The organism is Alsobacter soli, from assembly GCF_003004785.1.
Lineage (GTDB): Bacteria > Pseudomonadota > Alphaproteobacteria > Rhizobiales > Beijerinckiaceae > Alsobacter > Alsobacter soli.
The window spans coordinates 41740-54291 of record NZ_PVZS01000025.1; the positions used below are offsets into that span (position 1 = coordinate 41740).

A 12552-nucleotide genomic window follows, 5' to 3' on the forward strand; every position below is an offset into this window, starting at 1 on the left:
AAGGGTTCCGCCCCTGCCCTTCTGGATTGCTTCGTCGCTGCGCTCCTCGCAAGGACGGATTCACCCCAGCTCGAACGTCGTCACCCCGAAGATGCGCCCGACCGGGAGTTCCGGCGCGGGCCCCCGATACATTCGCGCTGTCTCGAACACGGGAGACAGGTCGAAGCGCTCGGCCAGCTCAAGCGCCTCGTCGTTCGGCTCCGGTGGGTCCAGCGCCACCGTTTCGCCCTTCACCTCCGAGGCGAGAGCCCTGAAGATCAGCTCAGCGGTCTCTGGATCGTCCGCGAACAGCGGGCCGATCTTGTGCCCCTGCCGGCAGGGCCGGATGACGCCGTAGCCACGCAACTCCCCCTCGTCGATGAGGGCGTAGCCAATGCGGCCCTCGCCGCGGACCCAGCGGGTCACGAAGTCGTCCCGTGGCGCCCCGAAGCACGGGCGGTCGTAGGCCAGAACCGAAGGCAGGATCCCTTGCCCGATCCGCTGCAGCCGGGGATCCAGTGGCATGTCCGCCCTCGCCAGCCCTTCGTAGCGCACGTTGCGCCAGGCGAACTCGAAGCCGCTCTTCCTGTAATTGTCCTGCTGCGCCGGGACGCCGTCGAGGCCGACCCTGCGGCCACCTTGATGCGTCATGCCGGCCTGCCACAGCCGCCATCCGATTCCCTTGCCACGAAATGCCGGGGCGGCGATGTAGAGGCCCAGGAAGCCGAACGTCTCGCCATAGCGCACCACCGAAATGGCCGCGGCCGGCTCCTCGCCCACAAAGGCCGTGAGAAACCCGCCCGGGTCCGTCGCCCGGAACACGCCGGCGTCCGCCAGGCCCGGGTTCCAGCCCTCGGCCGCCGCCCAGTCGAGCGTGCGCTGCAGGTCGTCGTGCATCATGGGGCGGATGACGAGATCGGGCTGCTCAGTCATGAGGACTTCCATGTGACCGCCATGGCCGGGCCGGTCCCGAGCCGGGCCATGACGGCTGAATGCTACGAGCCTCCCGGCGCCCCCTCCGGCGCGCCGCCCGCGAAAGTCTTGCGCAGCGGCGGAGCGTAGCCCCCGATCTTGGAGGTGCGCAAGCCAAGCGCGGCGAGGCCTTCCGCGAGCTTCACGGCGGCCGCCACGCCATCGACCACCGGCAATCCGTGCTCCGCCGAGAGCCGAGCCGCGAGGTTCGCCATGCCGGCGCAGCCGAGCACGATGGCCTCGGCGCGGTCCTCCGTCTTGGCTCGCTCGATCTCGGCAGAAATTCGCGCTGCGGCGTCGGAGGCGGGGTTCTCCAGTTCCAGCACCGGAACCTCGGACGCCCGCACCCGCGCGCAGCGCCGGTCGAGGCCGTACTTCATCAGGTTCGTCTCGATGGCCGGGATGGAGCGCGACAGCGTGGTCACCACCGAAAAGCGATGCGCCAGCAGGCTCGCGACGTGGAACGCCGCCTCGCCGATCCCGACCACCGGAGCGCGCGCGGCGCATCGGGCCGCCTCAAGCCCCGTATCGTCGAAGCACGCGATGATGTGCCCGTCGACGCCCGCCTTCTCGGCGCGGGCGATCTCGACCAGCAGCCCGGGAACGGAATAGGCCTCGTCCCAATAGCCCTCGATGGAGACGGGCCCGCTCTCCGGATTGACAGCCAGGATCTCCGTGCCGGGCGCGGCCGCGGCCCGCGCGGCCGCGCCGATCTTCGCCGTCATGGAGGCCGTGGTGTTCGGGTTGATCACCGCGATGCGCATCACACCATCCCCTTGCCGGCGTCGGAGCCGTGCCTGGCTTGGCGTGCGCGCAACAGCAGGATGGCCCCTAGCGCCGCGCCGATCACCAGGAACGACACGCCCGTCGTCACTGTGCCGAGTGCGTAGATCTCGGGGGTCGTCACCGTGGTGGTGAGCGCCTGCAACTCCAGCGGCAGCGTGTTCTTCTCCCCCACGGCCTGCGAGGACCGGGCGATCTCGTCCCACGAAAGCGTGAAGCCGAACAGCCCTACGCCGACCAGCGAAGGCAGGATGATGGGCAGGACCACGTGCCGGAACGTCTGCCAGGGCGTGGCCCCGAGGTCGCGCGCAGCCTCCTCGAAGCGATGGTCGAAGCGGTTGAAGATGGCGAACATGATCAGCAGGCCGAACGGCAGCGTCCACGTGAGATGCGCGCCGAGCGCGGACGTGTACAGCCCCATGCCCGTCGTCCAGTCGTCCGCAATGAAAGCCGGCGCATAGGCCTTGATGGCGTCGTCCAGCAGACGAAACTGCAGCGCGATCCCCAGAGAGGTGATGATGGACGGCACGATCAGGCTCGCCACCGCCACGTAGAACAGCATGGCCTGGCCGCGGAACGTCTTGCGGAAGGCGAGCCCCGCCAGCGTGGACAGCACGACTGTCAGCCCCATCACCACCAGGCCGAGCTTGAGCGAGCGCACGAAGGCCGACTTGATGTCGACGATTCCTCCGCCGCTCCAGAGCTTTTCGAACCAGTGCAGCGAGACGCCGTTCATCGGGAACGTCAGCCCGCCGCTGGGCCCCTGGAAGCTGAGCGCCACGATGGCGATCATCGGGCCATAGAGAAACAGCAGGAACGCCCCGAAGAACGCTGCGAGCCAATAGAAGGAAGCCGGCCGGCCCTCGCGCATTTCAGAGCTCCTTCCGGATGTCGACGAAGCGGTTCAGCGCCGTGATGATCAGTAGCGTAATCGCCAGCAGGATCACCGCGTTGGCCGCAGCCGGTGGAAATTGCAGGGCATTGAGCCGCGTCTCGATGATCTTGCCCGCCGAGGCGATCTGCTGGCCGCCCATGACGCCCACCGTGACGAAGTCGCCCATCACGATGGTGATGACGAAAATGGAGCCGATCACGATTCCCGGCTTCGCCAGCGGGACCACGACGTTCCACAGCGTCTGCCAACCGCTCGCGCCGGCGTCGTAGGCCGCCTCCAGCAGGCGCTTGTCGATGCGCGCCATGCTGTTGAAGATCGGGATGACCATGAAAAACGTGAACAGGTGAACGAAGGCGAGCACCACGGCGAAGTCGGAATAAAGGAGCCACTCCACCGGCTCCCTGACCACCCCGAGCTTCACGAGCCCCTGGTTCACCAGCCCGTTGCGGCCGAGCAACGGGATCCACGAGATCATGCGGATCACGTTCGACGTCCAGAACGGGATGGTGCAGACCACCGCCAGCGTCATCTGCGTCGTGACGCTCCGGACGTGGAAGGCCAGGAAATACGCGATCGTGAAGCCGATCAGGAGCGTGATGAGCCAGACCAGGAAGCAGAACTTCACCGTCGACAGGTAGGTCTTCAGGATCGTGCACAACCCGGGCAGCTGGTCGTAGCAGCCCTCAAAGGTCTCGACGTAGCTTCTGAAGGTGAAACCCGGCACGATGGCGTAGTCGTTGTAATCCCAGAAGCTCACCATCACCACGAAGGCGAGCGGGATCAAAAAGAACAGCGCGAAGACGAGCCCGAAGGGCGCCGCCTGGGCCCAGGCCGGGAGAGCGAAGGGACGATCCTTTTTCGCCATGAAGCGAGCAGGCTCCGGGTTGATCCCTTCGCCCCGGGCGCGCCTTGCGCGCCAAAACGGGGAGAAGGTGGTGCGAAGCGCCGGATGAGTGGCCGTCCGTCGGGCGAACAAGCCCCTCAGCCCAGCCCTCTCCCCGTGGCCGGGGAGAGGGGGCGCAGTCAGCTTTTGGAGACGATCAAGCGGCGATGAACTCGTTCCACTTGCGGACCATGTAGTCGTTCTCGTCCATGACGGCGTTCCAGCACGCGACGTTGCCCATGCGGTCGTCATAGGAGCCGCCGTCGCGCACCGCGCCAGCCTTCTCGAGCAGCGAGCCGTCCGGGGCCTTGATGTCGCTCTTGGCCGGCTTGCCCTCCATCCAGTAGCCCCACTCGTCCTCGCTCATGAACTTCTTGGCCGTGGGGAGCACGGCCGAGTAGTAGCCCTGGCGGTTGAGGTAGGCGCCGGCCCAGCCGGACAGGAACCAGTTGACGAACTCGTAGGCCCATTCGGCCTTCTTGCCCGAGACGCCCTTCGACATGCAGAAGCCCGAAGCCCAGGAGCGGTAGCCTTCCTTGAGCGGCTGGAACACGCACGGGATGCCCTTCGAGCGCACCGCCGTCACCGCCGGCGACCACATCGACTGGATCACCGTCTCGCCCGATGCCATCAGGTTCACGGACTCGTTGAAGTCCTTCCAGAAGGCGCGGAACTGGCCGGACTTCTTGGCTTCGGTCAGCACCTTGATGGTGAGGTCGATCTCGGCCTTGGTCATGTTCCCCTTGTCGGGGTACTTGTAGAGGCCGGCGGCCTCCACGACCATGGCGGCGTCCATGATGCCGATGGACGGGATGTTGAGGATGGAGGCCTTGCCCTTGAACTCGGGGTTCAGCAACTCCTTCCAGCTCTCGATCGGGCGCTTGATCAGGTCGGGCCGGATGCCCAGGGTATCGGCGTTGTAGACGGTCGGGATCAGCGTCACCCACTCGGTGACGCCCTTGGCGAAGGTCGTGGAGTCCTTGCCTTCCAGGAACATGACCTTCTTGGGCGCGGTGCCCTGATCGCCGATCTTCTTGCCGTTCGGCAGCTCACCCTTGGTGAACACCGGGGTGATGTTGTCGAACTCCTTGATCTTCCTGGCGTCGAGCGCGAGGATGTTCTTGGAAGGAATGAGCTTCTTGAGGCTGAAATACTCGGTGTCGAGCACGTCGAACGAGTTCGGCTGCGTCACGACGCGCTTGGTCACGTCGTCGGTGGTCACCGAAATGTATTCGAGCGTGATGCCCGTATCCTTGAACAGCTGCTTGTTGATGTCGTCCGACTGGTTCACGGCGGTGCCGAGGTAGCGGAGGACCTTCTTTTCCTGCGCCCATACAGCCGGGAAGCCCGTGATGGCGCCAGAGCCCGCCACGGACCCAATGGTGGCGCCGGCGCTCTTCAGCACCGAGCGCCGGGAAAGGCCCTGGGCTCCGTCCTTCTTATTCATCGTCATCCCCTCACCCCTTCAGAAAACGGCCGCCATTCAGGCGACGGTTGAAAGCCTGTGCACGTCCGCCTCGCGCCAGCTCACGGCCACCCGGTCGCCCGGCTGGAGGGGAGCGGCGTCGAAAATGGATTCGCTGAGTTGGGCGGCCAGTTCGTTCGCCTGGCCGGCCTCGAGGCCGACCTGCACGTAGGAGCCCTGGTATTCTACGTCCCTCACGATAGCCGCGAGGGCCGAGCCCACCGGCGCGGTGGCCCCGTCGAGGGGCGTGAGCGACAGCCGGTCCGCCCGGACGGCGATCTGGCCATCCGGAACGCTGATCACATTGTGCCCGCCCATGAAGCGCGCCACGAAGGCCGTCGTGGGCGCGTTGAACACCTCCCGCGGCGTTCCCGCCTGCTCGATGCGGCCGCCATTCATCACCACCACGAGATCGGCCAGCGCCATGGCCTCGTCCTGCCCGTGCGTGACGTGCACGAAGGTGATGCCGAGTTCCTTCTGCAGGCGCTTCAGCTCGGCGCGCATCTTGACGCGCAGGAACGGATCGAGCGCCGACAGGGGCTCGTCCAGAAGCAGCACCTGGGGCTCCGTGATCAGAGCACGCGCCAGCGCGACGCGCTGCTGCTGGCCGCCGGACAGCTGGGCCGGAAGCCGCTCGGCATAGGGCGCCATGGCGACGAGCTCCAGCAGTTCAGCGGCCTTGGCCCGCCGGGTCGCCTTGTCGACCCCCCGCATCTTCAGCGAGAAGGCGACATTGTCGACGCAGCTCAGGTGCGGGAACAGCGCGTAGCTCTGGAACATCATCGCCGTGCCGCGTTGCGCGGGCGGAAGGTCCGTCACGTTGTGCGGCCCGAGGATGATGTCGCCCTCGGTCACGGACTCGTGCCCGGCGATCATCCGCAGCGTCGAGGATTTGCCGCATCCTGAGGGGCCGAGCAGGCAGCAATAGGCGCCCGCCGGGATCTTGAGGTCGATCGCGTCCACGGCCGTGGTCTGGCCGTAGCGCTTGGTCACCTTCACGAGTTCGAGCGTCGAGCCCTTCACGCGGATCTCCCGTGTTCCGGGCGATCTCTTTCAAGGCGCGTGCCAAGCCGCACAGGCGCGCGGCGCAGGCGCGAATATGACAGTGCCGACGCCCGGCTCGAGCCTTACTGCAGTCGAAGGCGGCGCGCGGCGCTGCGAAGATTTGGGCACCCACGCGCTTGGCGCCCAAAATTGCGGCGCTTCAATCCTCTGGCCATGGCTCCTTCGCCGAGTCCCGCCGGGCTCCCCTTCCCCTCCCCCCTCGCTCCCACCTAAACTCACGGAAAGAGGTCAGCCCGACCCAGGGGAAACGCCATGGACCTGCGCTTAACGGACGAGGAACTCGCCTTCCGGGACGAAGTGCGCGCCTTCTTCAGGCAAGCCCTGCCTGCCGGAATCCGCGGGCGGCTTGAGGCCGGCCATCACCCCACGCGCGACGACATCGTCACCTGGCAGCGGATCCTGAACGCGGAGGGCTGGGCCGTCCCGCACTGGCCGGTGGAGTGGGGCGGCACGGGCTGGAGCCCGGTGAAGCAGTACATCTTCATGGAGGAGATGCAGATGGCGCCCGCGCCGCAGCCGCTGCAGTTCGGCGTCAGCATGGTGGGGCCCGTCATCTACACTTTCGGCAGCGAGGCGCAGAAGCGGCGCTTCCTGCCCCGCATCGCCAACATCGACGACTGGTGGTGCCAGGGCTTCTCGGAGCCCGGCGCCGGCTCCGACCTCGCCTCGCTGAAGACGCGCGCCGAGCGGCAGGGCGACGTGTATGTGGTCAACGGCCAGAAGACCTGGACCACACTCGCCCAACACGCCGACTGGATCTTCTGCCTGGTGCGCACCGACCCGGCGGCCAAGAAGCAGATGGGCATCTCCTTCCTGCTGATCGACATGAAGACGCCCGGGATCACGGTCCGCCCCATCCAGACCATCGATGGCGGCTGCGAGGTGAACGAGGTCTTCTTCGATGATGTGCGCGTCCCGGCCGAGAACCTGGTGGGCGAGGAGAACAAGGGCTGGGACTACGCCAAGTTCCTCCTCGGCAACGAGCGGGTCGGCATCGCCCGCGTCGGCGTCTCCAAGGAGCGCATTCGCCGCATCAAGCAGCTTGCGGCCATCGAGCAGGCTGGCGGCCGCCCGCTGATCGAGGACCGCCGTTTCCGCGAGAAGCTCGCCGCCGTGGAGATCGAACTGAAGGCCTTGGAGATCACCCAGATGCGCGTGGTCGCAGCGGAAGGCAAGCGGGCGCCGGGGAAGCCCGATCCGGCTTCCTCCGTCCTCAAGATCAAGGGCTCCGAGTTGCAGCAGGCGACCACCGAACTGCTCATGGACGTGATCGGGCCCTATGCCCTGCCCTACGACCCGCACGAGGAGGGCGCCAACGAGGAGCCGATCCTGGAGGACTGGGCCGCCACGATCGCCCCCAGCTACTTCAATAACCGCAAGGTCTCGATCTACGGCGGATCGAACGAGATCCAGAAGAACATCATCGCCAAGGCCGTGCTGGGGCTCTGACCATGGACTTCGATCTCACGGACGAGCAGCGGCTCCTGAAGGACAGCGTCGAGAAGATGCTCGCCGACGCCTACGACTTCGAGGCGCGCAAGCGCATCGTGGCCTCAGGCCAGGGCTTCAGCCCTGAGATCTGGGCCAGCTTTGCGGAATTGGGGCTCCTCGGTCTTCCCTTCGCGGAGGAGCACGGCGGCTTCGGCGCAGGCCCGGTGGAGACCATGATCGTCATGGAAGCCTTCGGAGGCGCCCTTGTGGTCGAGCCCTATTTGGCGACCGTGATCCTGGGCGGCGGCCTTGTCCGGCATGCGGGCTCACCCGCCCAGCAATCCGCCATCCTGCCCGCCGTCGCCGCCGGCGAGCGCCGCCTGGCCTTCGCCCATGCGGAGCGGCAGGCCCGCTACGACCTCTTCGACGTCGAGACCGCTGCCCGTCGCGACGGCGACGGCTGGACCATCAACGGGCGCAAAGGCCTCGTGCTCGGTGGCGACACCGCCGACACCTTGGTCGTATCCGCCAGGACCGCCGGAGCCTCGCGCGACCGCCACGGCATTGGGCTCTTCGTTGTTGACGCCGATGCGCCTGGCGTGGCCCGCCGCGGCTACCCCACCCAGGATGGCGCGCGCGCGGCCGAAATCACGCTGGAGAACGTGCGCGTCGAAGCCGGCGCCGTTCTCGGCGACCCGGCCGGCGCCCTGCCCGTCATCGAACGCGTCGTCGAGGAGGCCATCGCAGCGCTCTGCGCAGAAGCCGTGGGAGCGATGGAATCGGCCCTCGCAAGCACGGTGGAATATCTGAAGACCCGCCAGCAGTTCGGAACGCCGATCGGCGCCTTTCAGGCATTGCAGCACCGGGCGGCCGACATGCTGGTCGCGCTCGAACAGGCCCGCAGCATGGCCCTGTTCGCGACGATGATGGCCGGCGCCGCGGACCCGCGGGAGCGCCGCGCCGCGATCTCGGGCGCCAAGGTCCAGGTCGGCCGCTCGGCCCGCTTCATCGGCCAGCAGGCCATTCAGCTGCATGGGGGCGTCGGCATGACCATGGAGTTCCGAATCGGACATGTCTTCAAGCGCCTGACCATGATCGATACCCTGTTCGGCGACGCCGACCACCACCTCGCGCTCGCCGCCGAGGCCGGCGGCCTGATCAACGCCTAGACCCGAGAGCTCGCCATGTCCGACCCCATCCAGCGCTCAACCCCGGCTCCCGGCCTGCTCCAGCTCACGATTCATCGTCCCGAGCGCCGCAACGCGCTGAACGAGGCCGCCTATGAAGGGCTGATCGCCGCCCTCAACCACGCTGCGGCGGACGAGGGCGTCAAAGTCGTCGTCCTCACCGGGGCCGAGATGTGCTTCACGGCCGGCAACGACATCGCCGACTTCATGAGCCGCGCCGATGGCCCGGCCGACCACGCCGCCATCCGCTTCCTGCGCGCCATAGCGGGCTTCGACAAGCCGGTCGTGGCCGCCGTGGAGGGCTTCGCCATCGGCATCGGCACGACCATGCTGCTGCACTGCGACCTCGCCTATGCGGGCCGCTCCGCGCGCTTTAAGCTGCCATTCGTGCCTCTCGGCATCTGCGCCGAGGGAGCCTCGACCCTGCTGCTTCCTCTCGTGGCTGGCGCGAAGCGCGCCTCCGAGTTGTTGCTACTGGGCGAGGAGTTCTCTGGCTCGGACGCGGCGCGCGACGGCCTCGTGAACGAGGCGGTAGAGGACGGCCAGGCGCTCCCCCGCGCCCTCGAGCGGGCGCGGGCGCTCGCCGCTCTGCCGGCGGCCTCCGTCCTCGCCACGAAGGCCTTGCTGCGCAAGGCTCGGGGCCCGGCCGTGCTGGCGACGATCGAAGCCGAGGCCGCTGAGTTCGACCGCCTGCGCCGCCTTCCCGAGACCCAGGCCCGCTTCGCCGCCTTCGTGGGCAAGAAGTGAGCCTCAGCGCGGCAGAGGCTTCGCCCGGAGGAAGTTGAAGTCGCAGCCGTGCTCCGCCTGGAGCACCTCGTCGAAGTAGAGCTTGGCGTAGCCGCGCTCCGGCGTGGCCGCCGGCCGCTTCCACTGCGCCCGCCGGCGCGCCAGCTCCACTTCGTCGACGAGCAGGTCGATCCGGCCTGCGGCGACGTCGAGCCGGATGCGGTCGCCGGTCTGGACCAGCGCGAGCGGTCCGCCTTCCGCCGCCTCCGGGCTGATGTGCAGCACGATGGTGCCGAAAGCGGTCCCGCTCATGCGCGCGTCCGAGATGCGCACCATATCCTTCACGCCGGCCGCCGCGAGCTTGCGGGGAATGGGGATGTAGCCCGCCTCCGGCATGCCGGGCGCGCCCTTCGGTCCGGCGTTCTGCAGCACGAGCACGTCGTCGGCGTTGACGTCGAGCTCCGGCGAATCCAGCCGCTCCGCCATGTCGGCCAGCGACGTGAACACGACGGCGCGTCCTTCGTGCTGCAGCAGGTTGGCCGTGGCGGCCGCCTGCTTGATCAGGGCGCCGTTCGGCGCGAGGCTCCCGCCTAGCACCCGCAGCCCGCCGCCCGCATGCACCGGGTTCGAGGCCGGCCGCACCACTTCCTGGGCCCAGGCTGGCGGCGCGCCTTCCAGGTTGTCGGCGAGCGTCCGCCCCGAAACCGTGAGACAGGAAAGATCCACCTGGTCGCGGATCTCGCGCAGGATGGTCGCGAGCCCGCCCGCGCGGTGCAGATCCTCCATGTAGTGCTGCCCGGAGGGCTTGAGGTCGACGAGAACCGGCGTCTCCTGCCCCATGCGGTCGAACTCTGTCATGTCGAGCTCGATCCCGAGCCGCCCCGCCATGGCGACCAGATGCACCACGGCGTTCGTCGACCCACCAATCGCCTGCAGGACGCGCAGCGCGTTTCCGAAAGCGGCCGGCGTCATCACCTGGGAAGGCTTCAGCTTCTCCTGCGCGATCGCCACCGCTCTCGCGCCCGTGGCCTCCGCATGCCGCAGCCGGTCCGCATCTACGGCCGGAATCGCGGCCCCGCCCGGCAGCATCATGCCCAGCGCCTCGGCGCAGAGCGCCATGGTGCTGGCGGTGCCCATCACCATGCAGGTGCCCGGCCCCGGCGCCAGCTTGCCGCTGATCACCTCGATCTCGTCCCCGTCGATCGCTCCCGCTCTGTGCTGAGCCCAGAGCCTCCGGCAATCGGTGCAGGCGCCGAGCCGCTCGCCCTTGTGCGACCCGGTGATCATCGGACCGGTCACGGTCAGGATGGCCGGCACGTCCGCGCTCGCGGCCCCCATCAGCAGCGCCGGCACAGTCTTGTCGCATCCCCCGATCAGCACCACGGCGTCCATGGGCTGGGCGCGGACCATCTCCTCCGCGTCCATGGACATCAGGTTGCGCAGGAACATGCTGGTCGGATGCGAGAAGCTCTCATGCATCGAGATGATGGGGAACTCGAGAGGCATGCCCCCGGCCAGCATCACCCCACGCTTGATGGCGTCGATCAGGTCCGGGACGTTCCGGTGGCAGGCGTTGTAGGCCGAATAGGTGTTGGTGATGCCGATGATCGGCCGCGACAGCGCGTCGTCCGAGTATCCCATCGCCTTGATGAAGGCCTTGCGCAGGAACAGCGAGAACTCCGCGTCGCCATACTGGGCGAGGCCCTTGCGCATGCCCGTCTGCTCGTCGCTCATCCCCGCGTCTCCCCGTCGTGGCGTCTGTCGCGCCGGTCGCAGCCATAACGCGCGGAGGCGCGCCGGGACAGCGAAAACGGCCCGGAGTCGCAGCCCGTGCGGATGGCTCGGGGGCATGCAGCCCCTTATCCGAGGGTTCCGGACAAAGTAAGTTGCAGGCCATGCGGGCCTCGGTACTATCGGCTTGATCGATGCGCTGAAATCGGCCGCCGCGGGACGGACAGCCCGGCTCTTGATTTTTGTTGCAGAGGCATGCTCCACAGGAGCGACGGGCTTGGCCCGCAGAAAGTCATTGGGAGGAAACGGATGAGGGACTTTGCGTCCATTCTCGGCGCGCTCGCGCTCGGCGCCACCTTGTTCGCCGGCGCCGCGGCGGCGCAGGACAAGGGCACCGTTGGCGTGTCCATGCCCACCAAGTCGTCGGCGCGTTGGATCGACGACGGCAACAACATGGTCAAGACCCTGACCGCCAAGGGCTACAAGGTCGACCTGCAATACGCCGACAACGACATCCCCAACCAGCTCGCCCAGATCGAGAACATGATCACCAAGGGCGAGAAGGTGCTGGTGATCGCCGCCATCGACGGCACCACTCTCTCCGGCGCCCTCCAGAAGGCCGCCGACGCCGGCATCAAGGTGATCTCCTATGACCGCCTGATCCGCGGCTCGAAGAACGTCGACTATTACGCGACTTTCGACAACTTCCAGGTCGGCGTCCTGCAGGCCCAGAGCATCGAGAAGGCGCTCGGCCTGAAGGAGGGCAAGGGCCCCTTCAATATCGAGCTGTTCGGCGGCTCGGCTGACGACAACAACGCCTACTTTTTCTACAACGGCGCGATGTCGGTGCTGAAGCCCTACATCGACAGCGGCAAGCTCGTCGTGCAGTCCAAGCAGATGGGCATGGACAAGGTCGCGACTCTGCGCTGGGAGGCCTCCAACGCCCAGGCCCGCATGGACAACCTCCTGAGCGCCTACTACACGCAGAAGAAGGTGGATGCCGTCCTGTCCCCCTATGACGGCCTTTCCATCGGCATCATCGCCTCCCTGAAGGGCGTCGGCTACGGCTCCAAGGACATGCCCATGCCGGTGATCTCCGGCCAGGACGCCGAAGTGCCATCCGTGAAGTCCATCATCGCGGGCGAGCAGACCTCGACGATCTTCAAGGACACGCGCGAGCTCGCCAAGGTGGCCTCGAACATGGTCGACGCGGTGCTCTCCGGCAAGGAGCCCGAGATCAACGACACCAAGACTTACGAGAACGGCGTCAAGGTGGTCCCCGCCTACCTGCTGAAGCCCGTTGCTGTCGACAAGTCGAACTGGAAGGAAGTTCTGGTCGACAGCGGCTACTACAAGGCGGACCAGTTTAAGTAAGGACTTCGGCCCGCCCGCTCGTTCCGGGCGCGGGCTCAGGTACTCGCCGCCGCGGCCTCCG

The 12552-nt window shown here is 67.2% G+C and carries 11 protein-coding genes; 4 read left to right on the forward strand and 7 right to left on the reverse strand.

Annotated features, from left to right (window positions below; all coding sequences use genetic code 11):
* Positions 1–60: 60 nt before the first annotated feature.
* The 6 genes from SLNSH_RS18880 to SLNSH_RS18905 form a co-directional block, all read right to left on the reverse strand.
* Positions 61–912, reverse strand: coding sequence for a GNAT family N-acetyltransferase (locus SLNSH_RS18880; RefSeq protein ID WP_196240286.1), 852 nt, complete (start codon positions 910–912; stop codon positions 61–63).
* A gap of 62 nt (positions 913–974) precedes the next feature.
* A complete protein-coding gene (locus SLNSH_RS18885) occupies positions 975–1715 on the reverse strand; it encodes an aspartate/glutamate racemase family protein (RefSeq protein ID WP_106338743.1) in 741 nt (246 codons plus the stop codon).
* Positions 1715–2605: an ABC transporter permease gene (locus SLNSH_RS18890; protein ID WP_106338745.1), complete on the reverse strand. Its 891-nt coding sequence runs from the start codon at positions 2603–2605 to the stop codon at positions 1715–1717. The genes SLNSH_RS18885 and SLNSH_RS18890 overlap by 1 nt, the downstream gene beginning before the upstream one ends.
* A 1-nt stretch (position 2606) precedes the next feature.
* The gene (locus SLNSH_RS18895) at positions 2607–3494 is read right to left on the reverse strand and encodes an ABC transporter permease (RefSeq protein ID WP_106338747.1); all 888 of its coding nucleotides are present in this window, start codon (positions 3492–3494) and stop codon (positions 2607–2609) included.
* A 175-nt stretch (positions 3495–3669) separates the two neighbouring features.
* Positions 3670–4965: an ABC transporter substrate-binding protein gene (locus SLNSH_RS18900; RefSeq protein ID WP_210202541.1), complete on the reverse strand. Its 1296-nt coding sequence runs from the start codon at positions 4963–4965 to the stop codon at positions 3670–3672.
* Positions 4966–4995: 30 nt separating this feature from the next.
* Complete coding sequence (locus SLNSH_RS18905) at positions 4996–6000, reverse strand: ABC transporter ATP-binding protein (RefSeq protein WP_106338749.1); 1005 nt, start codon at positions 5998–6000, stop codon at positions 4996–4998.
* Between the two features lie 294 nt (positions 6001–6294).
* Between SLNSH_RS18905 and pimC the strand changes: the two genes are divergently transcribed.
* The 3 genes from pimC to SLNSH_RS18920 are packed head-to-tail and all read left to right on the forward strand — an operon-like array spanning position 6295 to position 9407.
* Positions 6295–7491, forward strand: coding sequence for a pimeloyl-CoA dehydrogenase large subunit (gene pimC / locus SLNSH_RS18910; protein WP_106338751.1), 1197 nt, complete (start codon positions 6295–6297; stop codon positions 7489–7491).
* A 2-nt stretch (positions 7492–7493) separates the two neighbouring features.
* Complete coding sequence (locus SLNSH_RS18915) at positions 7494–8642, forward strand: acyl-CoA dehydrogenase family protein (RefSeq protein WP_106338753.1); 1149 nt, start codon at positions 7494–7496, stop codon at positions 8640–8642.
* Between the two features lie 15 nt (positions 8643–8657).
* Complete coding sequence (locus tag SLNSH_RS18920) at positions 8658–9407, forward strand: enoyl-CoA hydratase-related protein (RefSeq protein ID WP_106338755.1); 750 nt, start codon at positions 8658–8660, stop codon at positions 9405–9407.
* 3 nt (positions 9408–9410) lie between these two features.
* Here SLNSH_RS18920 and SLNSH_RS18925 read toward each other — a convergent pair whose 3' ends face one another.
* On the reverse strand, positions 9411–11120 hold the full coding sequence (locus tag SLNSH_RS18925) for an IlvD/Edd family dehydratase (RefSeq protein WP_106338757.1): 1710 nt from the start codon (positions 11118–11120) through the stop codon (positions 9411–9413).
* 306 nt (positions 11121–11426) lie between these two features.
* Between SLNSH_RS18925 and chvE the strand changes: the two genes are divergently transcribed.
* A complete protein-coding gene (gene chvE / locus SLNSH_RS18930) occupies positions 11427–12491 on the forward strand; it encodes a multiple monosaccharide ABC transporter substrate-binding protein (RefSeq protein WP_106338759.1) in 1065 nt (354 codons plus the stop codon).
* Positions 12492–12552: the final 61 nt, after the last annotated feature.

What these genes read in the sequence shown, in the direction of transcription:
- SLNSH_RS18880 (WP_196240286.1), bottom strand. Translation starts at nt 912, where the DNA reads ATGACTGAGCAGCCCGATCTCGTCATCCGCCCCATGATGCACGACGAC.
- SLNSH_RS18885 (WP_106338743.1), bottom strand. Translation starts at nt 1,715, where the DNA reads ATGCGCATCGCGGTGATCAACCCGAACACCACGGCCTCCATGACGGCG.
- SLNSH_RS18890 (WP_106338745.1), bottom strand. Translation starts at nt 2,605, where the DNA reads ATGCGCGAGGGCCGGCCGGCTTCCTTCTATTGGCTCGCAGCGTTCTTC.
- SLNSH_RS18895 (WP_106338747.1), bottom strand. Translation starts at nt 3,494, where the DNA reads ATGGCGAAAAAGGATCGTCCCTTCGCTCTCCCGGCCTGGGCCCAGGCG.
- SLNSH_RS18900 (WP_210202541.1), bottom strand. Translation starts at nt 4,965, where the DNA reads ATGACGATGAATAAGAAGGACGGAGCCCAGGGCCTTTCCCGGCGCTCG.
- pimC (WP_106338751.1), top strand. Translation starts at nt 6,295, where the DNA reads ATGGACCTGCGCTTAACGGACGAGGAACTCGCCTTCCGGGACGAAGTG.
- SLNSH_RS18915 (WP_106338753.1), top strand. Translation starts at nt 7,494, where the DNA reads ATGGACTTCGATCTCACGGACGAGCAGCGGCTCCTGAAGGACAGCGTC.
- SLNSH_RS18920 (WP_106338755.1), top strand. Translation starts at nt 8,658, where the DNA reads ATGTCCGACCCCATCCAGCGCTCAACCCCGGCTCCCGGCCTGCTCCAG.
- SLNSH_RS18925 (WP_106338757.1), bottom strand. Translation starts at nt 11,120, where the DNA reads ATGAGCGACGAGCAGACGGGCATGCGCAAGGGCCTCGCCCAGTATGGC.
- chvE (WP_106338759.1), top strand. Translation starts at nt 11,427, where the DNA reads ATGAGGGACTTTGCGTCCATTCTCGGCGCGCTCGCGCTCGGCGCCACC.